Genomic DNA, 19,915 nt, shown 5'->3' with positions numbered 1-19,915 from the left:
CCGTTCGTCTTTCCAGCGGGATGAACAAGACGATCAGGCGCGCATCGGTCTTCACGCTGCTCCTGGTGTTCGCTCTGCTGATCAGAGCGACCTGGGTGCAGTTCTACGAGGGCCGGGCACTCGCGGACGACAAGGAAAACCGGCGGAACGCGATCGAGACGTACGCGGAGCCGCTCGGGAACATCATCGTGGCCGGCCGGTCGATCACCGGCTCGGCGCCCACGAAGGGGGGTGACCTCGCCTACAAGCGGACGTACGAGAAGGGCAAGCTGTACGCGGCGGTGACGGGCTACGCCTCGCAGGCGTACGCGCCGACGCAGCTGGAGGGCATCTACCAGGACGTGCTCAACGGCACCGACCCGCGGCTGAAGACGGTGATGGACACGATCACCGACACGCGGGCCGAGCCGGGCAACGTGGTCACGACGATCGACCCGGAGGTGCAGAAGGCCGGGTTCGAGGCGCTGGGCGAGACCAAGGGCGCCGCCGTCGCGATCGACCCGAAGACGGGCAGGATCCTGTCGGTTGTGTCGACCCCGTCGTACGACCCGACGTCGCTGACCGACGCCAACACCGCCGGTGAGGCCTGGGAGAGGCTCACCAACGACCCCGACAAGCCGCTGACCAACCGCGCGCTGCGCCAGCCGCTGCCGCCGGGCTCGACGTTCAAGCTGGTGGTGGCGGCCGCCGCGCTGGAGGACGGGCTGTACGGGTCGGTGGACGAGAAGACCGACAGCCCGGACCCGTACACGCTGCCGGGCACCGTGACGGACCTGACCAACGAGAACCCCAACGCCCCCTGCGAGAACGCCACGATCCGCACCGCGCTGCAGTACTCGTGCAACAACGTCTTCGCGAAGATGGCCGTCGACCTCGGGCAGGACAAGCTGCGGGCGACGGCCGAGAAGTTCGGCTTCAACGACGAGTCGCAGGACGTGCCGGTGCGGGCATACACGAGCGTGTACCCGAAGGACATGAACAGGTCGTCGACGGCCCTGACGGGCATCGGCCAGTTCGACGTGACGGCGACCCCGCTGCAGATGGCGATGGTCTCGGCGGCCCTCGCCAACGGCGGCGAGCTGGTCTCCCCGCACATGGTGTCGCAGATCACCGACAGCGGCGGTGACGTCCTGGAGGACCACACCGACCCGGACTCGAAGCGGATCGTCTCCGCCTCCACCGCCGAACAGCTCCAGTCGGCCATGGAGACCGTCGTCGACAAGGGCACGGGGTCGAACGCGCAGATCTCCGGCGCGACCGTGGGCGGCAAGACGGGCACGGCCCAGCACGGCGAGAACAACAGCAAGACCCCGTACGCCTGGTTCACCTCGTACGCCAAGTCCGACACGTCGGACAAGGAGGTCGCCGTGGCGGTCATCATCGAGCAGTCCGACGCGGCCCGTTCCGAGGTCAGCGGCAACGGCCTGGCGGCCCCGGTGGCCAAGGCGATGATGGAGGCGGCACTCAAGGGCTGACTCCCCCGGGCCGGTTCGGTCTGCCACACGGCGTTCGACGCACCGCACGGCGGCGCGTCGGACGCTGCTACAGTGCCGGACTCCGGCCCGGCGCACGGCTGTTCGACGCCGGGGAAGCCGCTGCGAGGAGAGTCCGCCGTGGGGACAGTCGTCGACGACGCCGCCGCCGCCGCGGAGTTCCACGCCTTCTTCGAGCGCCACTACGCCGAACTCTCCCGCCTCGCCCACCTGCTGACCGGCGAGCCGGACGCCGCCGACGACCTGGCGTCGGACGCCCTGCTGGCCCTGTGGCACCGCTGGGACCGGGTCCGCGCGGCCGACCATCCGGCGGCGTACGCACGCGGTGTCGTCGCCAACCTCGCCCGCACCCGGGTCCGCGCCACCGTGCGGGAGCGCAGAAGGGTCGCCCTGTTCTGGTCGCAGCGCGAGGAGAGGACGGAGGACCCGGACGTCGCGGGTGTGGTGGACGTCCAGGGGGCGCTGCGCCGGCTGCCTTTCCGCAAGCGGGCGTGCGTGGTGCTGCGGCACGCGTTCGACCTCTCCGAGAGGGACACGGCGCTCGCCCTGGGCGTCTCGGTGGGTACGGTGAAGAGCCAGACGTCGAAGGGGATGGCCGAACTGCAGCGGTTGCTCGGCACGCGGGCGGCTCCGAAGCAGGTGCACGCGGTGATCGCGGGCAGCGGTGGGGCCGCGGGAAGGAACCGATGACCGGGCGGCGGGACGTGGACGAGGAGCTGCGCACCCGGCTGCACGAGGCGGCCGGGGCGCACGAACCCGACCGGGCGCGCATCCTGGCCCGGGTCGAGCGCGGCATGGCGGGCCAGGACCGCTCCGGGCACCACCGGGCGGCCCGTCCACCGCTGCTGGGCTGGGCCCGGGTGGCCGGTGCAACGGCCGCGGTGGCGGGCGTCCTGGCGGTCGGCGGCTACGCGGTCGCGTCCGCGGTCAAGGACGACGCTCCCCGGCAGCGTGCGGTCGCCACCTCGCCGACACCCACACCGTCTCCGGAGGCCGCCACCAGCCGGGCGCCCGCCCCGCCGGCCGACCCGACGCCGAGTGCCCCGCCCGGGACGGAGACCCCGGACACCCCCGCGTCCTCCCGGCCACCGGCCGCGACCGGGGGCGCGACCGCCCGGGCGCCCGTCTCCGCCGTCGCGGACGGCCCGCTGTGGTCGGACGGTTCGGTGGACCCGCACAGCAACGACTTCTGGGCACAGAGCAACATCACCCTGAAGACCGGTGAACCGCTGACCGCGCTCACCGTCGAGCTCCGGGTGGCGCAGACCGGCGGGGTCACGTCCACCGGCGCCTGGCGGTCGCTGCCGGAGGAGGACTTCACGTTCACGGTCGAGGAGCGGGACGGCTTCCTCGCCTACCGGTGGACGCTCAAGCAGGGCCGCACGGTCCCGGCGGGCGAGTGGATGTTCGCCGGCCAGTACGACCACGACCGCGGCGGCCGGGACGCGGGTGGCGACAGCTACTCCGCGACGGCCACCGCCGGGCCCGGACGGCTGTCGGTGCGGGGGGACTTCGCTCTTTCGTGACGGACCTCCGAGGACGCGGCAACCCTCTCTCCGCGGGCGGTCAGGCCGGTACGGCGATGACCGACTCCAGCCATCCGAAGGCCGCGTCCTGCATACGCGCCGGGAAGGCGTGGCCGACGTCCGGCCAGGTCTCGGTGCGGAGCCGGTCGGCGGCGCCGCGGGAGTGCCAGACGGCGCGCAGCCTGGCGTAGGCGGTGCGGACGCCCTCGGCGGTGAACAGGCGGTCCTGCCCACCGCCGAGGAACAGCATCGGCCTGGGCGCGGCGATGCTCGCCACGTCGGGGATGTCGAGGTACCGGGCGAGTCCGGGGTGCAGCATGTGGAACGCCGACTGCCCGCGCAGGGTGTTGTTGCCGGGCACCATCATCTCCTTCAGGCCGGTCATCCAGCACACGCTCACCGCGGCGGCGACGGAGTCGCTGAGGGCGGCGGTCTGCCAGGCGCGGTAGCCGCCCATGGAGAAGCCGACGGCCGCGACCCGCCGGGCGTCGACGCGGTCGAGGGAGGCCAGGAAGCCGGCGGCGCGCTCGTCCTCGCGGGCCAGGAGCCCGGCGAGGGAACCGCCGAGGTGGAAGAGGTTGCCGGCCAGGGCCTGTTGCCGGGTGTAGGTGAGCGGTTCGCGGTCGCCCCAGCCCAGGGCGTCCGCACAGAGCACGACGTATCCGCGCCTGGCCAGTTCGTCGCCGAGGAAGCGCCCGTCGAAGTGCCGGTCCGTCCAGTCCTCGGCGGCGGCGAGCCGGGTGTCGTCGTACCAGGGCCGGACCAGTTTCTCCTTGCCTATGTCGAAGCGGGAGCCGTGGTCGTGCAGGAGCAGGACGGCCGGGAAGGGCCCGGCGCCGTGCGGGGTGAGCAGGGCGCCGCGGACCCGCCCGTAGCGGGTGAGGGAGAGGGTGACCAGTTGCCGCGTGTATCCGTCGCCGCCCGAGCGGGCGGTGAACTCCGGGGCGTACGGCGTGTCGTCCTGCCGGCCGACGAGGAGATGTTCCTCGACCGTCGCGCGGGCCGCCCGCCGCCACGCCTCGAAGTCCCGTTCCGGCGAGGTGCCCCAGGCCAGCGGGAAGGTCAGTTCGTCCTTGAGCGCCGGATGGAAGCCGGGCAGCACACCGGCCGGGTCGTCGGGCAGGTCACCGGTGACGGGCATACGGCCGCCAGTCGCCGAGGTACGCCTCCCGGGTGTGCGACGCCGCCTCGGCGCGGGTGAGCCGGGGCCGGTTCTCCGGGACGGTGACCTCGGCGCCGGGGCCGGTGTTGCGGTACTCGCGGAAGCGCTGCTCCTGCCAGGGGTGCGCGTCCCGCATGTTGGCGTAGGGCGCCACCGCGTCGATGCCCGCGCCGAGGTGGGTCTCGCGCACGGTGAGCATCGGGCGGGCGGTGGTGTCGGAGCTGGGCACCCAGGGGCGGGCCAGCTTGTAGTAGCCGTCGGGGGCCTCGCTGCTGACGCGGCCGTGGGTCACCAGGTAGCCGCGCGGGTTGGCGCCCGCCGTGGACGGGGCGAACACGAAGCCGTGGGGGGCGCCGGACAGGTCGGTGCGGACCAGGGTGCGGAAGTGGCAGCCCTCGTACACGGCCGTCGCCCGGCCGAAGACGAAGTCGACGTCGCCCTCGGCGTAGCAGTGGGCGTAGTACTGGCGGGCGAAGTGGCCGAGGTCGCGGGTGTCGGCGTAGAGGGTGTCCTGGTGGCCGAGGAAGCGGCAGTGGTGGAACGCCGAGCGGTCGCCCTGGACCTTGATGGCGACGGCCTGGGTGCCGGTGAAGTCGGGGTGGTCGGCGCGCAGCCAGTCGTTGGCGAAGGTGATCCGACGGGCCGTGAAGCCGTCGGCCCGCACGGTGGTGGTGGCGGAGCCGCTGGTGCCGTAGGTGCCGGAGCCGTCCGGTTTGGGGGTGCCGGCCGCGTTGTCGAAGACGATGACGACGTCGCGCGGGTCCCCACCGGCGCCGAGCCATGTCGTTTCGGTGCGGTCGGCGTCGACGGAGACCGTCTCGCGGTAGGTGCCGGGGGCGAGGACCAGCGTCCAGCCGGGGCCCTCGGCGGCGGTGACGGCGGCCTGTACGGAGGTGAAGTCGCCGCGGCCGTGCGGGTCGACGTACAGGGTCTTCGGGGTGCGGCGGGCGGCCGGGGAGCCGTACCTGCCGAAGGGACGCGGGCGCGGGCGGGTGCCTGCGACGGCGGGGCCGGCCGCGAGGCCGAGGGCGGCGCCCGCGCCGGCGGTGGTCAGGAGGAAGCCTCTGCGGGACAGGGCGGGTCGGGGCATGCCGGTGCTCCTTCGGGTGCGCTTGCGTTGCGGGTGTGGGAGGGCCGGGGCGGTGCGGGCGCCCCGGCCCTCGGTATCGGGGCGTCAGCGCAGGCGGCCGGCGCCCGCGCCGTGGTCGACGACGAAGGGGACCGCCCAGGCCGGGAGGACCTTGGTGCGCAGGGTCGGCGTCCAGCCCGCGCCGGACCGGAGGACCGCGTCCGGGTTCTCCGCGTTGTGCGCGGCGATCAGGTCGGCGCTCCGGCCGTTGACTCGGTTGTGCGCGGCGGTGAGCGGCGAGTCGTTCCACCTCTTCAGCACCTTCGCGGGGCTGACGCCGTCCGGCAGGGTGAAGGCGTTGTGCTCGGCGACGAGTTGGGACTCCTTGCCGACGCCGAAGCTGTAGGCGTAGTCGTCGCCCGCCACGAAGTGGTTGTTGTAGACGTCGACCTGCCCGAAGCGGACCCGGGGCGCGCGCTCGACGAGGTCCTTGAAGAGGTTGTGGTGGAAGGTCGTCCTCAGGTGCCCGCGGTCGCCGGCGGCGGTGGACTCGCTGTCGCTGTTGCCGATGAGGATCGTCTTGTCGTGCTCGGTGAAGACGTTCCAGGAGGCGGTGACGTAGTCGGCGCCGCGCACGATGTCGAGCTGGCCGTCGTGCTGCTGGTACAGCATGCCGAAGTGCGTGGGCGCCGCGCTGTCGGGGTGCTCGCCGTCGGTGAAGGTGTTGTGGTCCAGCCAGACGTGGGTGGAGCCGTAGACGACGGCGCTGTCGTACTCGGAGTTCCAGTTGCCCTTGTCGCCGTCGGTGGGGTCCCACTGCGGGAAGCAGTCGACGGGGCTCTCGAAGGTCAGGTTGCGGACGATGACGTTGTCGACGCCCTTGATCTGGAGACTGGCGCCCTTGAGGCCGGCGTCCCGCCCGACGCCGATGATCGTGGTGTTCGCGGGGACGTTCGCCTTGATGGCCTGGTTCTGCCGAGCGGCGGAGGCGCGGCGCAGTCCCTCGGGGCTGTCGTCGGGCTCGTCGCTCAGGTCGGTCTCCAGCCCCCAGCTCTGCGGGGAGTACTTCTCCAGGTAGGCGCCGAAGTCGTAGCCGGGCGCGGCGAAGGCGTCGCAGCCCTCGGAGACGGCGTCGATCGTGCCCTTCACCTTGACGATCCTGGGCGCGCTGCCGCCGGCGGCGAGGGCGGCCTTGAACTCGGCCCAGGTGGAGACGGTGTACACACGCTCCGCGTCGGCGGCGGCCCCGCCGGTGGTGCCGGTGCCGTGGGAGGCCCAGCCGTCGTTGGCCGGCAGGGTCTGCCGGGCGGTGTCGCGGGGGTGGTGGTGGCCGGGGCGGGCCTGGGCGGTGGCGGCGGTCAGGGTCAGTACGAGGGCGGTGCAGCCGGCGAGCGCGGCGGCTCTGTTCATGGCATGCCCATGCCATCCCTGTGTGCTCATGGTGCGGCTCTCCCTTTTCCGTTGGTCGGGGGTGCTACGCGCTTTCCGTGGGTCGGGGGTGCTACGCGGTCGCCGAGGCCGGCCAGTTGATCCAGGACTCGGGGATCTCCTCGTCCAGCCGGCGCACGTCCCGGTGCGCCAGCACCCGCGTGCGCGACAGCTCCCGCGCGACGAGCCGGGCGACCGCGATCGCGCCGGGCGGGTTGAAGTGGGTGTTGTCCTGTTCGGTGGCGGTCCAGTTGAAGTACGCCTTGGTGCCCTCGGCACCGAGCCGCTGCCACAGCGCGAGCGACAGCGCCTGTACGTCGAGCAGCGCCACGCCCTCCTGTCGCGCGAGCGCCCGCATCGCCGCCGGGTACTCCCCGTGGCTCGGCCGCGCGTCGCCCGCCGCGTCGAACCGGCGCCGCTCGACGGGCGTGGCCAGCACCGGCCGCGCCCCGCGGGCCCGGGCGCCGTCGACGTACAGCAGGAGGTAGTCCTGGTACGTCGTCCAGGGCTCGGTGTAGCGGGTGGGGTCCTGGTCCTTCTCGTCGTTGTGCGCGAACTGGACGAGCAGGAGGTCGCCGGGTCGGATCGCGTCGAGGACGACGTCCAGCCGCCCTTCGTCGACGAAGCTCTTGGAACTCCGTCCGTTCACTGCGTGGTTGGCGACGCCGAGTCCCTCGCGGAGGAAGAAGGGCAGCGCCATCCCCCACCCGGTCTCGGGCGCCGCGTCGGCGTACTTCTGCGCGGCGGTGGAGTCGCCGGCGATGTGGAGGGTGCGGGAGCGGCGTCCGCCGGCTTGGGCGGTCCCGGTGGCGGCGAATGCCAGGGGGACGGCGGAGACGGCAGCCGCAGCGACCTGTCTTCGGCTGAGTGACACGCGGGTACCTTTCGGGAGAGGAGATGGACAGCTCCCCCAGGGGCGCGGGGCTGTATCCATATGCGGCTCCGCCGCGTGAGCGCGATCAACCACAGGCGGCCCGCAGCCCGCAACGAACCACGGACCACCCACGGCGAAACCCGGATTCAACTAACCCATCTGCTCCGTCCACTCGGCCTGCGCCTCATTCAGCTTCTCGGCCAGCCCGTCGAGGAACGACTCCGCGCTCATCTCACCGAGCAGCACCTTCTGGAAGCCCGGCTCACTCTCCGACTTGGACATCGTGTTCCAGTCCGGCAGGTAGTACGGCAGCTGGACGATGGTCGTGGAGCCGTCGTTCAGCGCCTCGGCCGCCAGCTTCGTCGGCTCCGCCTTCTGGATCCACGCGTCCTTCGCGGCCTCCGTGTGCGACGGCACCTGCCCCGCCGACTCGTTGAACTTCGAGTTCTGCTCGGGCGAGGTGGCGAACTCGATGAACTTCCAGGCGGCCTCCTTGTTCTTGGAGCTCTTGAACACGCCGAGCCCGTCGACCGGGTTGGACACCTGGACCCGCTTGCCGGAAGCGCCGACCGGCTGCGGAATGCCGCGGAACTTCTCGACGCCGAGCGCCTTCACGTGATCCTGGTAGGAGCCCAGGTTGTGGTTGAGCATGCCGATCGTGCCGGAGTCCCACTGGGCGACCATCTTGGCGAAGTCGTTGTTGACGTCGGCGGCCGGCGTGACCTTCTTGTAGAGGGCCGCGTACTTCTCGAGCGCCTCGACGTTCTTCGGGTCGTTGACGGTGGTCTTCTTCTTGCCGGCGTCCCAGAACGAGGTGATGCCGGACTGCCCGTACATCGCGTCGAGCGCCTGAGCGATGGAACCGGAGCCGCCGCGGATGGTGTAACCGAACTCGTTCTTGTCCTCGTCGGTCAGCTTCTCGGCGGCGTCGTAGAACTTGTCCCACGTCGTCGGCGCGTCCAGACCGGCCTTGTCGAACAGGTCGGTGCGGTAGTAGAGAACGCCGTTGTTCGCGGAGGTCGGCACCGAGTACAGGGTGCCGTCGCCGCCGCCGGCCGCCTTCAGGGACTCGACCATGTCCTTGTTGAGCTTGCCGCCGAGGGAGGACTTGGCGAGCCGGTCGTCCAGTGGCTCCAGGGCGTTCTGGGCCGAGAACCCGGCGAGCATCGCCGCGCCGACACCGCCGACGTCCGGCAGTCCGCCACCCTGGATGGCGGTGTCGACCTTGGACTGGTACTCGGTGGCGGCGATCCCGACGTACTCCACGTCGATGTCCGGGTTCGCCTTCTCGAAGTCGGCGATGATCTCCTTCCAGACGGCCGTACGGATACCGCCGTTGTTGTCCCAGAAGACGATCTTTCCCTTGCCGCTGCCCTCGGCGCCCTTGTCGCCGCCCGCCCCGCTGCCGTCGTCACCGCAGGCGGTGGCGGTCAGCGCGAGCACGGTCCCCAGGGCGACGGCGGCGGAGGTCCGGCGCCCGCCTGTGCTTCTGCTGCTGCGCATGCTGATCTTCATTGGTCGGCTCTCTTCTTCTGGTCCAACGGAGGGTTGAAACGGAGGGTTGAACGGAGCGGTGAACGGGCTGAACACGTGGGGGAGTCAGTGGGTGCCGAGCTGCTTCTGCGGCCCCGAGAAGCGCTTAACCAGGGCCGGAACGGCGGCCGCCGGGTCGAGCCGGTAGTCGTAGAAGTCGCGCGGTTCGAAGGCGTCGCCCCATGCGTCGTGCCGGCCGGTCGTGTCCTTCAGGATCGATCCGCGCTGCACCAGTTCCGCGGTGGCGTCCGCCTGGTAGGGGTGCTGGACCCCGTCGTAGTAGCTGTTCTCGATGACCATCCGCGTCGCGCCGCGCGCCCAGTTCCCGTACGTCCACAGCGGGTCGCCGTCGGCCACCTGCGCGGAGAGGTAGTTGTTGTACAGGTGCGCGTAGGCGCAGTTGTCGGCGGACGGGTTGCGCTGTTTCGTGCCGGTGAACCAGTTGTGGTCGATGGTGATCTGGGTGCGGACGTTGTCCGTCCAGCCGATGCCGAGCGCCTTGTTGTGGTTCTCGAACCGGTTGTAGGAGACGGTGATGTACTCGCTGTCCTTGCGGATGTCGAGCAGTCCGTCGCCCATGTGCGTGAGGCGGTTGTGGTCGATCCAGACGTGGTGGACGGAGTCCATCTGGATCGCGTCGAAGTCGGTGGTCTTGCCGTCCCAGTCGCCCTCGACGTAGCTGTCGCGGATCGTGAGGTTGCGGACGATCACGTTGTGCGTGCCGGGGTTCAGGTGCAGCTCGCCGTGGACGATCTCGCCGGTGTCGCCGACGCCGACGATCGTCTTGTCGGAGCCGACCACGATGTCCGAGCCGAAGGGCGCGACGGCGATCGAGCCCGCCACCCGGATGACGTACGGCTCCTCGGCCGCGGCGTACTTCGCCAGCGCGGCCTGGTCGGTGACGGTGACGACCTTGCCGCCCGCGCCACCGGTGGTGCCGCCGGCGAGGGAGGCGAAGCCGTGCGCCCGGTCGGCGGGGCGAGGTGCCCCCGCCTCACGGGCCGGGGCGGCCTGTGTCTCCCCGACCGTCCCGAGGGCCAGGGCGGCGACCAGGCCGAGGACGGCGGCCAGGGTCCTGCCGGTTCCCGGCAAGCGCTTGCTACGGAGGTGCGTCATTGCGGCTCCCAACAGGCGTACGGGTGGGGCTGGTCAACGGGGTCCGATCCGGAACTGCGTGAAGGTGGCCGTGCCGGCGTCTCCCTGGCCGACGGGCGCGAGCGCGAACAGGCCGAGCAGGGCGCCGACCCAGCGCCACGGGGTGGCGGCGAAGACCTGGCCGGTGGGGCGCGGCCCGTCGCCGAGGTCGTAGGAGAAGCGGCAGCGTGCCCCGGGGCCGGCCTCGATCCGCAGCCGTGCCCGACCCTCGGGCGCGGGGCGGGGGTGGTCGGCGTCCCGCTCGGCGTCGGCCACCGACTCGGCGAACCGGTGCACCATGTGCACGGTCCCGTCCGCGCCCCGCTGGAGCCCGATCCAGCGGTAGGCGTCGCCGAGCACCGCGAGCCCGGCCCGCGCGCCCGGCTCCTCGCTGTCCAGGCGCAGTTCCACCTCGATGGCCGCGGGGTCGCCGGGCAGCCGCTGCGTGAGCACGTTCGGCAGTCCGCGCAGGTCGTGCGCGTCGGCCGAGCGGACGCAGGCGAGCCGCAGCCCGTCCCCGGAGTGCCGGGTGGCCCAGCCGTCGCGGGGATTGGCCGTCCACGACCACTGGCGGCCGAACCGTCCGCCGGGGAAGTCGTCGTCGGTCGCGGGCGCGGCGGGCGGCTGCGGCGGCAGCGCGGGGCGCGGGTGCTCGGTGACCGGGGCGCCGTCGTCGCCCAGCACCGGCCAGCCTCCCCCACTCTCGGCTTCGCTCGAGCGGGAGGTGCCCCCAGTGCCCCACCTCATCGGCTGGAGGTGGACGACCCGCCCGTACGCGCCCCGCTGCTGGAAGTGCAGGAACCAGTCCTCGCCGGTCCCGGTGCGTACCCAGCCGCCCTGGTGGGGGCCGTTGACGTCGGTGTCCTTCTGCTCCAGGACGACCTTCTCCTCGTACGGCCCGAAGAAGCCGCGTGAGCGGAAGGCGCCCTGCCAGCCGGTCTCCACTCCCCCGGCGGGTGCCAGGATCCAGAACCAGCCGTCGTGCCGGTAGAGCTTGGGGCCCTCCAGGGTGAACCAGCCGGGGAGGCGGTCGGCGTCGACGATCACCTTGCCCTCGTCGAGGAGTCCGGTGCCGTCGGGGCGCATACGGTGGCCGGTGAGGCGGTTCTTGATCCCGGAGCGGGACCTGGCCCAGGCGTGCACGAGGTAGGCCTCGCCGGTCTCGTCGTCCCACAGGGGGCAGGCGTCGATCAGGCCCTTGCCGGCCTTGACCAGGTGGGGCGCGGTCCACGGGCCCCGGATGTCGGGCGCGTTGACCTGGAAGATCCCGTGGTCGGGGTCGCCCCAGAAGATCCAGAAGCGGCCCGCGTGGTGCCGCAGGGACGGGGCCCAGACGCCGCAGTCGTGGCGGGGCGTCGCGAACGCCTCCGCCGGCTCCAGGCGGGTCAGGGCATGCCCGACCAGGGTCCAGCCGACCAGGTCGCGGGAGTGCAGGAGCGGCAGACCGGGGACGCGGCCGAAGCTGGACGCGGTCAGGTAGAAGTCGTCGCCGACGCGCACGACGTCCGGGTCGGACCAGTCGGCGTTCAGGACGGGGTTGGTGTACGTCACCGCGGTCTCGGATGCGGTCTCGGGGGTCTCGGAGGTGCTCTCGGAGGTCACGGGGGTGGTCTCGCGGGTCACGGGCTCACCGCCTTTCGTACGAGGGTGGCGGCGCCGTCGGCGTCGAGTCGGCCGTCGGCGACGACGGTGACGATCCGGCGGACGACGGTGTCGCCGGGGGCGACCGTCAGCCGTTCGTCGTACGCGAGGGAGGAGCCGACGCCCGGGTACTCCTCGGTGCGCACGAACCACGGGTCGCGCCGGGTCTGCTGCGTGGCCCCGGCGAACACCAGCGACCAGGTGTCGCCGGTCAGGGCGAGCCAGTCGGCGCGGGTTCCGTGGATCTCCCGCTCGCCCTCGCGGTCGGCGGTGAGGACCCGCGGGGCCGCGCTCTCCTTGCGGGCGCGCCAGAAGAAGCCACCGTAGGCGGCGCCGGGGCGCCCGTTGGTGGCGGGGCTGCCGAGGGTGAGCGGGTCCGGGGTGACGTTGGTGAGGGAGAAGGTGAAGTCCAGCACCCAGGCGGTCGCGGCGGGGCCGGTGGCGGTGAGTTCGGTGGCCGCGACGGTGCGGCGCTCGCGCAGCAGCTCGGTGCCGGCGGCGACCCAGCGCAGCTCCTCGACGAGGCCGTCGGGGTCGCGGAGCCGGAAGGCGATGTGCCGCTGGGCGCCGTGGTTGTCCAGCTCGGTCGGGCCACGGTCGCGGACATAGGTACGCCCGCCCCAGAAGTTGTGCCCCTCGACGTCGGGAACGGCGACACCGACGCCGAGGTGATGGGGGTGGTCGGCGGGGCTGAACTCGGTGACGGCGGTGCCGGCCAGGGTGGTGACGGGGTGCAGGTAGGGGCGCGGGGAGAGCCTGGGCGGCAGTTCGGGCCGGGTGACGTACCGGGCGACGGGGCGGCCCGCCGCGCGCAGCACCGGGGAGTCGTGGCCGGTCATCGGGTGCTCACCTCGTATCGCGGGTGCTCCGTGCGCGGCGCCCAGGGCGCGCCCAGTTCGGAGTAGAGGGAGAGGGTGTCGGCGGCGGCGGCCACGAAGGAGTCGATGCCGGGGACCACGCGGCGGCTCTCGCCGGGGACGCGGCGCCAGGCGGCGTCGGGCAGCGGCTCCGGGTCGGGGGCCCGGCGGATCGCCTCCACGACCCGCATGAAGGCGCCCGTCCCGTCCGGCGGGACCAGCAGGGCGGCACCGGTGGTGAGGTGCGCGACCAGGTTCTCCAGCAGGTCGGTGCGGCCGTGGTGGTACTCCTCGGGGCCGTGGCCGCCGCGCTGGAGCAGGACGCGGTCCTGCTTGTACCAGAAGGTGATGCGGCCGCTGCCGCCGTGCACCAGGACGTACGGCTCGTCGGGCCGCTCCGCGCACAGGGTCGCGGCGACGGTGACGCGATGACCCTGCGCGGTGGTGACGCGTACGCAGGAGGTGTCGTCGGCCTCGATGTCGTTGGCGTGCGCCAACTCGGTCTCGATGCCGGTGACGTCCTCGGCGCGGGTGCTGCCGCCGAGCGCGAGGGCGGTGGCGACGGCGTGCGCGAGGGGGTTGGTCAGCGCGCCGTCGATCACGTCGGCGCCGTCCAGCCGCCGCCGGCCCGCCCAGGGCGCCCGGCGGAAGTAGGCCTCGTCGCGCCCCCACGCCCCGGCCCCGCCGATGCCGACGATGTCACCGATCGCGCCCTCGGCGACGAGTGCCCGGATCGCCGGCACGGCGTGCGACCCCAGTGACTGGAACCCGACCTGGCAGGCGACGCCGGCCTCGGCGACCCCGTCGGCCATGCGGCGGAACTCCGCGTACGACGGAGCCGGGGGCTTCTCCAGCAGCAGGTGGACGCCCCGGCGGGCGGCGGTCAGCGCGAGGTCGGTGTGGGTGGGGATCGGCGTGCAGATCACGGCGATCCGGGCGCCGGTGGAGTCGAGCAGGGCGCGGAAGTCGGCGGACTGCTCGGGGAGTTCCCCGCCGGCCTCCTTCTCGCTCAGCGGGGTCAGCTCGCAGATGCCGACCAGCCGGACCAGTCCGGCCCGCTCCAGGCGGCGGATGTTGGCGATGTGCCAGCGGCCGTGGCCGCGGGCGCCGGCGAGGACGACGGGGACCGGGCTCATCCCTTTACCGCCCCCGCGCTGAAGCCGGTGATCAGCCACTTCTGGATGAAGGCGAACACGAGCACCACGGGCACGGCCGCGATGATGCCGCCGGCGGCGAGCGCGCCGAGGTCGACGCTGTCCGCGCTCATCAGGGTGTTGAGGCCGACCGGGATGGTCTGCTTGTCCTGGTTGTTGAGGAACATCAGGGCGAACAGGAAGTGGTTCCAGGAGTGCACGAAGGCGAAGGAGCCGACGGCGATCAGGCCCGGCCGCAGCAGCGGCAGGACGACGACCAGGAAGGCCCGCATCCGGCCGCAGCCGTCGACCCAGGCGGCCTCCTCCAGGGAGTACGGCACGTTCTTGATGAAGTTGCTGATCAGGATCATCGACAGCGGGAGTTGGAAGACCGTCTCGGCGATGATGACGCTGCCGAGCGAGTTGATCATCTGCAGTTCGGCGAAGATCTCGAAGAGCGGGACCAGCAGCAGCGCGCCGGGCACGAACTGGGAGCAGAGCAGGGCGAGCATGAAGGCCCGCTTGACCTTGAAGTCGAACCGGGCGAGGGCGTAGCCGCCGGCCAGGGCGACGAGTGTGGTCATCACCAGGGTCGCGAGCCCGACGTACACGCTGTTCTCGAAGAAGGTGCCGAAGCTCCGGTCGGTCCACACCTTCTCGAAGTGCTCGAAGGTCATCGGCCAGGGCACGAGCGAGGTCGAGCCCGCCGGGCGCAGCGCGAAGAGCAGGATCCAGTAGAACGGGATCAGGGTGAAGACCAGGTAGACGCCGAGCGGGAGATAGATCTGCCAGCGGGGGACCTCGTCCCAGGCGGGGCGGCGCTTCTTCGTCTGCCGCGGCGGCTCGTGGTCGGCCCTCGCGGGCACGGGGGCGGGCGCGGTGGCCTCCTTGGTGATCACTTGTTCTCGCCTCCGAACTTGCTCAGCCGCAGATAGACGATCGAGCAGAAGAGCAGGATCACGAACGCGACCGTGGTGAGGGCCGACGCGTAGCCGAAGTCGTGGGCGTCGACGCTGGTGTTGGCGATGTAGAGGGGCAGGGTCGTGGTGACCCCCGCGGGTCCGCCGCCGGTCAGGGTGTAGAGCAGGTCGACGTTGTTGAACTCCCACACCGCGCGCAGCAGCGTGGACAGGATGATGGCGTCCTTCAGGTGCGGCAGTGTGATGTGCCAGAACTGCTTGAGCCGGCTCGCCCCGTCGACCTCGGCGGCCTCGTACAGGTCCTTCGAGACGGACTGGAGGTCGGCGAGGATGAGGATCGCGAAGAAGGGCACGCCGCGCCACAGGTCGGCGACGACCGCCGCGGAGAACACGGTCGAGGTGTCCGACAGCCAGCTGGTGCCGTAGTCGCCGATGCCCATGTCGGCGAGGTAACGGGTGATGCCGGTCTGGGAGTTGTAGAGCAGCACCCAGATCGCGGAGGTCAGCACGCCGGAGACGGCCCAGGGGGAGAAGACCAGGGCGCGCCCGATGCCCCGGCCCACGAAGGTCTGGTTGACGATGAGCGCCAGTGCCAGACCGAAGAGCAGTTGCAGTCCGACCTCGACGAAGACCCACTTGGCGCTGAAGACGAGGGTGTCCCAGAACATCGGGTCGTCGGTGAAGATCTTGACGAAGTTGTCGAAGCCCGCGAAGCCGTTCCGCCACGGCTTGGTGGGGTTGTACTCCTGCAGGCTGTAGTAGAAGACGCTGATGACCGGGTAGGCGATGAAGCCCAGCATCAGCAGGGCGGCCGGTGCGATCAGCAGGTACGGGAGCCTGCGCGGTGTGGCGGAGGCACGGCGCCGCCGGGGTGGCGCGGGCGGTTTCGCCACGGCTGCGGCTTGGGCCATGACAGTTCTCCGTTCTGGTACGTCGTGCTTGGGTGGTGCAGGAAGCGCTTTCTCGACGTGCAGGGATGTGCGGAGGTGTTCGTGTCGTGTGCGTGTCGTACGGGGTTCAGCCGGCGTACGGGTCCTGCACCTTGCCCGGGCGGGCCAGGAACTCGAAGTCGCAGCCGGTGTCGGCCTGGGTGATCTGTTCGTTGTAGAGCGCGCCGTAGCCCCGCTCGTAGCGGGCGGGCGGTGGTGTCCACGCGGCCCTGCGGCGCTCCAGCTCCTCGTCGTCCACGTGCAGCCGCAGGGAGCGGGCCTCGACGTCGAGGGTGATCGGGTCGCCGGTGCGCACCAGGGCGAGCGGTCCGCCGACGTACGACTCGGGGGCCACGTGCAGGACGCACGCGCCGTAACTGGTGCCGCTCATCCGGGCGTCGGAGATCCGGACCATGTCCCGCACGCCCTGCTTGAGCAGGTGGTCGGGGATGGGCAGCATCCCGTACTCGGGCATGCCCGGACCGCCCTTGGGACCGGCGCCCCGCAGCACCAGGACGCTGTCGGCGGTGATGCCGAGGTCCGGGTCGTTGATGGTGCGCTGCATCGTCCGGTAGTCGTCGAAGACGACCGCGGGCCCGGTGTGCTTGAGCAGGTGCGGCTCGGCGGCGATGTGCTTGATGACGGCGCCGTCGGGGCAGAGGTTGCCGCGCAGGACGGCGACCCCGCCCTCGTCCGCGACGGGGTTGTCGCGGGTCCGGATGACGTCGTCGTTGTGGACGAGGGCGCCGTCCAACTGCTCCCGCATCGTGTCGTGCGACACCGTGGGCCGGTCCAGGTGGAGCAGGTCGGTGATGCGGGAGAGGAAGCCGGGCAGGCCGCCGGCGAAGTGGAAGTCCTCCATCAGGTACCTCTGTCCGCCGGGGCGGACGTTGGCGAGTACCGGGACCGTGCGGGCGATGCGGTCGAAGTCGTCGAGGGTGAGGGTGACTCCCGCGCGGCCCGCCATGGCGATCAGGTGGATCACGGCGTTGGTGGAGCCGCCGAGGCCGAGCACGGTGGTGACGGCGTCCTCGAAGGCGGAGGCCGTGAGGATGTCGCTCAGCTTGCGGTCCCGGTGGACCAGTTCGACGATGCGCAGACCGGCCGCCGCCGCCATCCGGTCGTGCCCGGAGTCGACGGCCGGGATGCTGGAGGCGCCCGGGACCGTGACGCCGAGGGCCTCGGCGGCGGCGGTCAGCGTGGACGCCGTACCCATGGTCATGCAGTGGCCGGGCGAGCGCGCCAGGCCGCTCTCCAGTTCCTGCATCTCGCAGTCGCCGACAAGGCCGGCCCGCTTGTCGTCCCAGTACTTCCACATGTCGGTGCCGGAGCCGAGGGTCTCGCCGCGCCAGTGGCCGGGGAGCATGGGCCCGGCGGGCACGAAGACGGCGGGCAGGTCGACGCTGGCGGCGCCCATGAGCAGGGCGGGGGTGGACTTGTCGCAGCCGCCCATCAGCACGGCGCCGTCGACCGGGTAGGAGCGCAGCAGCTCCTCGGTCTCCATGGCGAGCAGGTTGCGGTAGAGCATCGGGGTGGGCTTCTGGAAGGTCTCGCTGAGCGTGGAGACCGGGAACTCCAGCGGGAAGCCGCCCGCCTGCCAGACGCCCCGCTTGACCGCCTGGGCGCGGTCGCGCAGGTGGACGTGGCAGGGGTTGATGTCGGACCAGGTGTTGAGGATGGCGATGACCGGCTTGCCGAGGTGCTCCTCGGGCAGGTAGCCGAGCTGGCGGGTGCGGGCGCGGTGGCTGAAGGAGCGCAGGCCGTCCGTGCCGTACCACTGGTGGCTGCGGAGCTGCTCCGGGGGCCTCATGCCGACCACCCCGCGGCTATCGCGGCGACCTCGGCCCGCTCGCCCTCGGGCAGCGGCTTGCTCGGCGGACGGACCTCCCTGCGGCACAGGCCCAGCGAGGCGAGGGCCTCCTTGACCACGGTGACGTTGTTGGCGGAGCCGTTGGCGGCGCGCAGCTCCTCGAAGCGGCGGATCTGCTCCCAGACCTTCATCGCCGCCGTGTAGTCACCGGATCGAAGCGCTTCGATCATGTTCAGCGAGACGGCCGGGGCGACGTTCACCAGACCCGAGGTGAATCCGGTGGCGCCCGCGGAGAAGTACGAGGGCGCGTACGGCTCGGCCAGCCCCGCGACCCACACGAAGCGGTCGAGGCCGGCGTCGCGGGCGAAGGCGGCGAACCTGGCGGCGTCCGGGACGGCGTACTTCACGCCGATGACGTTGGGGCAGGCGTCGGCGAGTTCGGCGAGGCGGGCGCCGGTGAGCCGGTCGTTGCGGATGTAGGGCACGACGCCCAGTGCGGGCACCGCCTCGGCGACGGCGCGGTGGTAGTCGACCCAGCCGCCCTGGGAGACGTAGGGGTGGACGGGCTGGTGGACCATCACCATGGAGGCGCCCAGGTCCCGGGCGTGCCGCGCGGAGGCGACCGCGGTCGGCACGTCGTGGCCGACACCGACCAGGATCTCCGCGCGGTCGCCGGCCTCCTCGATCGTCAGCTCGGTGACGAGGCGGCGCTCGGCCGGGGTGAGGGCGTAGAACTCGCCGGTGTTGCCGTTCGGGGTGAGGGTCGTGATGCCACCGTCGAGGAGACGACGCAGCAGGGCCCGGTGGGTGGCCGGGTCGACGGTGCCGTCCTCGGCGAACGGGGTCACCGGGATCGCCACCACGTCGGCCAGGGCCGCCCGCTGGGTCTCGAACGTCGCTGTCATGCCTGACCGTCCTCTTCCTGGGCCGCCGTCCCCGCTTCGGGGAAGGCCCGCTCGACGAACGACGCGATGTGCGCGTACAGGGCGCGGGCCGCGCCGTCCGCGTCACCGGCGAGGGCGAGGCGCAGGATCTCCTGGTGCTCGCCGGCCTCCCGCTCCCAGGAGGGGTCGGCGGCCCAGGCGACCGCGGAGACGAGGGCCGCCTGGTCGCGGACCTCGTCGAGCATCCGGCCGAGCAGCGGGTTGCCGCACGGCACGTACAGGGCGCGGTGGAACTCCCGGTTGGCGAGGGACCGTTCGGCGGTGTCCGTGGCCCGGTCGGCCCGGGTCAGCGCGTCGGTCGCCGCGTCCAGGGAGGCACCGCGGCGCACCGCGCGCTTGAGGGCCTCGGGCTCCAGGAGCAGCCGGACGTCGTAGACCTCGCGCGCCATGTCCGCGTCCACCATGCGCACGGTGACGCCCTTGTACTGGTTCATCACCACCAGTCCGGTGCCGGCCAGCGTCTTGAGCGCCTCGCGCACCGGTGTCTTGGACACCCCGAACTGTGCGGCGAGGTCGGTCTCGACAAGGGCCTGACCGGGCGTCAGTCGGCCGGTGAGGATGCGGCGTTTGATCTCCTCCAGCACGTACTGCGTGCGGGAGGGGATCGGCGTGGGCACAGAGGTCATGCGCGCCTCTCGGAATCTCGCGTCGGATGCGCGTCTCGGATGTCGCGTGCCGGACCCGGTGGGATCCCTCGCGTATCCGATCTCGCGTATCGCGTCTCATATATGACGTACGAAGTACGACGCGTTGAAGGTAAGAGGGGCGCGGGGCCACGTCAATGCTTCTGACAGAGGAAGTTGAGGTTGCGTGCCGTCCCTACGCGGGCCGCGTCCAGCCCGGGTCGCGCCCGCTCAGTCCCACGGCCCGGTCCAGCAGCGGGGCGTCGTCGGGGACGGGGACGACGGGGCCGAACATGCCGGCGTCTCGGTCGGGCTCCTCGGCGGACGCGGCGAGCAGGCCGTACGCCACCTGGAGAGCGGCCGGGTCGGGCTCGTACGCCTGGCCGGTCGCGCGGGCCAGGTCCCAGCCGTGGATCACCAGTTCGTCGGCCACCACGGCACCGGCCACCTCGCCGGGCAGGTCGACGCCGCCGGCCCGGGTCATGCCGCTCCAGGCCCCGGGGGCGCGCCATGCCTCGGCGAGTTGGCCGAGCACTTCGGCCAGTTCCTCGCGCCAGCCGGGCCGGATGTCCGGCACGGTCGCTTCGGGGCTGGTGTCGGTGGTGGCGCCCAGATCCTTGCGCGCGGCGTCGCGGAAGGCGGTGGCCAGGCCGGTCAGATGGCCGAGCAGGTTGCGGACCGCCATGTCCGGGCACGGTGTCGGATCCGCGAGCAGCGCGTCGCTGACGCCGTCGGCGAGGCGTGCCAGGACCCGGACCTGCGGGCCGAGGTCGAGGGTGGCGGTGGGGGTGGGGGCGTCGTGGGTCATCGGGTGCTCCTCGGGAACGCGTGGCCGGCTC

Annotated in this window: 17 protein-coding genes and 1 pseudogene; 3 read left to right on the top strand and 15 right to left on the bottom strand. The window is 72.0% G+C overall.

Annotated elements, in window-relative coordinates; genetic code table 11:
- Positions 1-20 precede the first annotated feature (20 nt).
- The 3 genes from ACFCZF_RS19845 (at position 21) to ACFCZF_RS19835 (ending at position 3,019) form a co-directional block, all read left to right on the top strand.
- Positions 21-1,475, top strand: a complete 1,455-nt coding sequence (locus ACFCZF_RS19845; RefSeq protein WP_376672753.1) for a peptidoglycan D,D-transpeptidase FtsI family protein — start codon at positions 21-23, stop codon at positions 1,473-1,475.
- Positions 1,476-1,613: 138 nt separating this feature from the next.
- Positions 1,614-2,183 (top strand): SigE family RNA polymerase sigma factor, encoded by a 570-nt coding sequence (locus ACFCZF_RS19840; protein WP_376672752.1) that lies wholly within the window; start codon positions 1,614-1,616, stop codon positions 2,181-2,183.
- On the top strand, positions 2,180-3,019 hold the full coding sequence (locus ACFCZF_RS19835) for a hypothetical protein (protein WP_376672751.1): 840 nt from the start codon (positions 2,180-2,182) through the stop codon (positions 3,017-3,019). Before ACFCZF_RS19840 ends, ACFCZF_RS19835 begins: the two co-directional genes overlap by 4 nt.
- 40 nt (positions 3,020-3,059) lie before the next feature.
- On the opposite strand, the gene ACFCZF_RS19830 is transcribed toward ACFCZF_RS19835, so the two are convergent.
- The 15 genes and pseudogenes from ACFCZF_RS19830 to ACFCZF_RS19760 all read right to left on the bottom strand — a co-directional run bounded on the left by ACFCZF_RS19830 (position 3,060) and on the right by ACFCZF_RS19760 (position 19,884).
- Positions 3,060-4,160, bottom strand: coding sequence for a dienelactone hydrolase family protein (locus ACFCZF_RS19830; protein WP_376672750.1), 1,101 nt, complete (start codon positions 4,158-4,160; stop codon positions 3,060-3,062).
- A complete protein-coding gene (locus tag ACFCZF_RS19825) occupies positions 4,144-5,271 on the bottom strand; it encodes a pectinesterase family protein (RefSeq protein ID WP_376672749.1) in 1,128 nt (375 codons plus the stop codon). Before ACFCZF_RS19825 ends, ACFCZF_RS19830 begins: the two co-directional genes overlap by 17 nt.
- Before the next feature lie 84 nt (positions 5,272-5,355).
- Positions 5,356-6,690, bottom strand: coding sequence for a polysaccharide lyase family 1 protein (locus tag ACFCZF_RS19820; RefSeq protein WP_376672748.1), 1,335 nt, complete (start codon positions 6,688-6,690; stop codon positions 5,356-5,358).
- Between the two features lie 61 nt (positions 6,691-6,751).
- On the bottom strand, positions 6,752-7,552 hold the full coding sequence (locus ACFCZF_RS19815) for a rhamnogalacturonan acetylesterase (protein ID WP_376672747.1): 801 nt from the start codon (positions 7,550-7,552) through the stop codon (positions 6,752-6,754).
- Positions 7,553-7,702: 150 nt separating this feature from the next.
- A complete protein-coding gene (locus tag ACFCZF_RS19810; RefSeq protein ID WP_376672746.1) occupies positions 7,703-9,067 on the bottom strand; it encodes an ABC transporter substrate-binding protein in 1,365 nt (454 codons plus the stop codon).
- 90 nt (positions 9,068-9,157) lie between these two features.
- A pseudogene (locus ACFCZF_RS19805) lies at positions 9,158-10,201 on the bottom strand (polysaccharide lyase family 1 protein); the annotation flags it as partial.
- Between the two features lie 33 nt (positions 10,202-10,234).
- A complete protein-coding gene (locus ACFCZF_RS19800; protein ID WP_376672791.1) occupies positions 10,235-11,821 on the bottom strand; it encodes a family 43 glycosylhydrolase in 1,587 nt (528 codons plus the stop codon).
- Positions 11,822-11,838: 17 nt separating this feature from the next.
- A complete protein-coding gene (locus ACFCZF_RS19795) occupies positions 11,839-12,699 on the bottom strand; it encodes a PmoA family protein (RefSeq protein ID WP_376672745.1) in 861 nt (286 codons plus the stop codon).
- Positions 12,696-13,853 (bottom strand): Gfo/Idh/MocA family protein, encoded by a 1,158-nt coding sequence (locus ACFCZF_RS19790; protein ID WP_376672744.1) that lies wholly within the window; start codon positions 13,851-13,853, stop codon positions 12,696-12,698. The genes ACFCZF_RS19795 and ACFCZF_RS19790 overlap by 4 nt, the downstream gene beginning before the upstream one ends.
- Complete coding sequence (locus tag ACFCZF_RS19785) at positions 13,850-14,749, bottom strand: carbohydrate ABC transporter permease (protein WP_376672743.1); 900 nt, start codon at positions 14,747-14,749, stop codon at positions 13,850-13,852. The genes ACFCZF_RS19790 and ACFCZF_RS19785 overlap by 4 nt, the downstream gene beginning before the upstream one ends.
- Complete coding sequence (locus tag ACFCZF_RS19780) at positions 14,746-15,681, bottom strand: carbohydrate ABC transporter permease (protein WP_375923626.1); 936 nt, start codon at positions 15,679-15,681, stop codon at positions 14,746-14,748. The genes ACFCZF_RS19785 and ACFCZF_RS19780 overlap by 4 nt, the downstream gene beginning before the upstream one ends.
- Positions 15,682-15,787: 106 nt before the next feature.
- Positions 15,788-17,509 carry an L-arabinonate dehydratase gene (araD, locus tag ACFCZF_RS19775; RefSeq protein ID WP_376672742.1) on the bottom strand — a complete coding sequence of 574 codons (1,722 nt, stop codon included), beginning with the start codon at positions 17,507-17,509 and terminating at the stop codon, positions 15,788-15,790.
- Positions 17,506-18,414: a dihydrodipicolinate synthase family protein gene (locus ACFCZF_RS19770; protein ID WP_376672741.1), complete on the bottom strand. Its 909-nt coding sequence runs from the start codon at positions 18,412-18,414 to the stop codon at positions 17,506-17,508. The genes araD and ACFCZF_RS19770 overlap by 4 nt, the downstream gene beginning before the upstream one ends.
- Complete coding sequence (locus ACFCZF_RS19765; protein WP_375923635.1) at positions 18,411-19,079, bottom strand: GntR family transcriptional regulator; 669 nt, start codon at positions 19,077-19,079, stop codon at positions 18,411-18,413. The genes ACFCZF_RS19770 and ACFCZF_RS19765 overlap by 4 nt, the downstream gene beginning before the upstream one ends.
- A 193-nt stretch (positions 19,080-19,272) precedes the next feature.
- Positions 19,273-19,884 carry a TIGR03086 family metal-binding protein gene (locus ACFCZF_RS19760; RefSeq protein WP_376672740.1) on the bottom strand — a complete coding sequence of 204 codons (612 nt, stop codon included), beginning with the start codon at positions 19,882-19,884 and terminating at the stop codon, positions 19,273-19,275.
- Positions 19,885-19,915: the final 31 nt, after the last annotated feature.

Source organism: Streptomyces sp. NPDC056296, from assembly GCF_042268605.1.
Classification (GTDB): domain Bacteria; phylum Actinomycetota; class Actinomycetes; order Streptomycetales; family Streptomycetaceae; genus Streptomyces.
Note: the sequence above shows the minus strand (reverse complement) of the source record. Positions and strands in the feature narration are given on the sequence as shown.

Excerpts from the sequence above, each read along its gene's own strand:
- ACFCZF_RS19770 (WP_376672741.1), bottom strand. The coding sequence starts at position 18,414 with ATGACAGCGACGTTCGAGACCCAGCGGGCGGCCCTGGCCGACGTGGTG.
- ACFCZF_RS19835 (WP_376672751.1), top strand. The coding sequence starts at position 2,180 with ATGACCGGGCGGCGGGACGTGGACGAGGAGCTGCGCACCCGGCTGCAC.
- ACFCZF_RS19820 (WP_376672748.1), bottom strand. The coding sequence starts at position 6,690 with ATGAGCACACAGGGATGGCATGGGCATGCCATGAACAGAGCCGCCGCG.
- ACFCZF_RS19830 (WP_376672750.1), bottom strand. The coding sequence starts at position 4,160 with ATGCCCGTCACCGGTGACCTGCCCGACGACCCGGCCGGTGTGCTGCCC.
- ACFCZF_RS19780 (WP_375923626.1), bottom strand. The coding sequence starts at position 15,681 with ATGGCCCAAGCCGCAGCCGTGGCGAAACCGCCCGCGCCACCCCGGCGG.
- ACFCZF_RS19795 (WP_376672745.1), bottom strand. The coding sequence starts at position 12,699 with ATGACCGGCCACGACTCCCCGGTGCTGCGCGCGGCGGGCCGCCCCGTC.
- ACFCZF_RS19760 (WP_376672740.1), bottom strand. The coding sequence starts at position 19,884 with ATGACCCACGACGCCCCCACCCCCACCGCCACCCTCGACCTCGGCCCG.
- ACFCZF_RS19790 (WP_376672744.1), bottom strand. The coding sequence starts at position 13,853 with ATGAGCCCGGTCCCCGTCGTCCTCGCCGGCGCCCGCGGCCACGGCCGC.
- ACFCZF_RS19765 (WP_375923635.1), bottom strand. The coding sequence starts at position 19,079 with ATGACCTCTGTGCCCACGCCGATCCCCTCCCGCACGCAGTACGTGCTG.
- ACFCZF_RS19810 (WP_376672746.1), bottom strand. The coding sequence starts at position 9,067 with ATGAAGATCAGCATGCGCAGCAGCAGAAGCACAGGCGGGCGCCGGACC.
- ACFCZF_RS19825 (WP_376672749.1), bottom strand. The coding sequence starts at position 5,271 with ATGCCCCGACCCGCCCTGTCCCGCAGAGGCTTCCTCCTGACCACCGCC.
- araD (WP_376672742.1), bottom strand. The coding sequence starts at position 17,509 with ATGAGGCCCCCGGAGCAGCTCCGCAGCCACCAGTGGTACGGCACGGAC.
- ACFCZF_RS19845 (WP_376672753.1), top strand. The coding sequence starts at position 21 with ATGAACAAGACGATCAGGCGCGCATCGGTCTTCACGCTGCTCCTGGTG.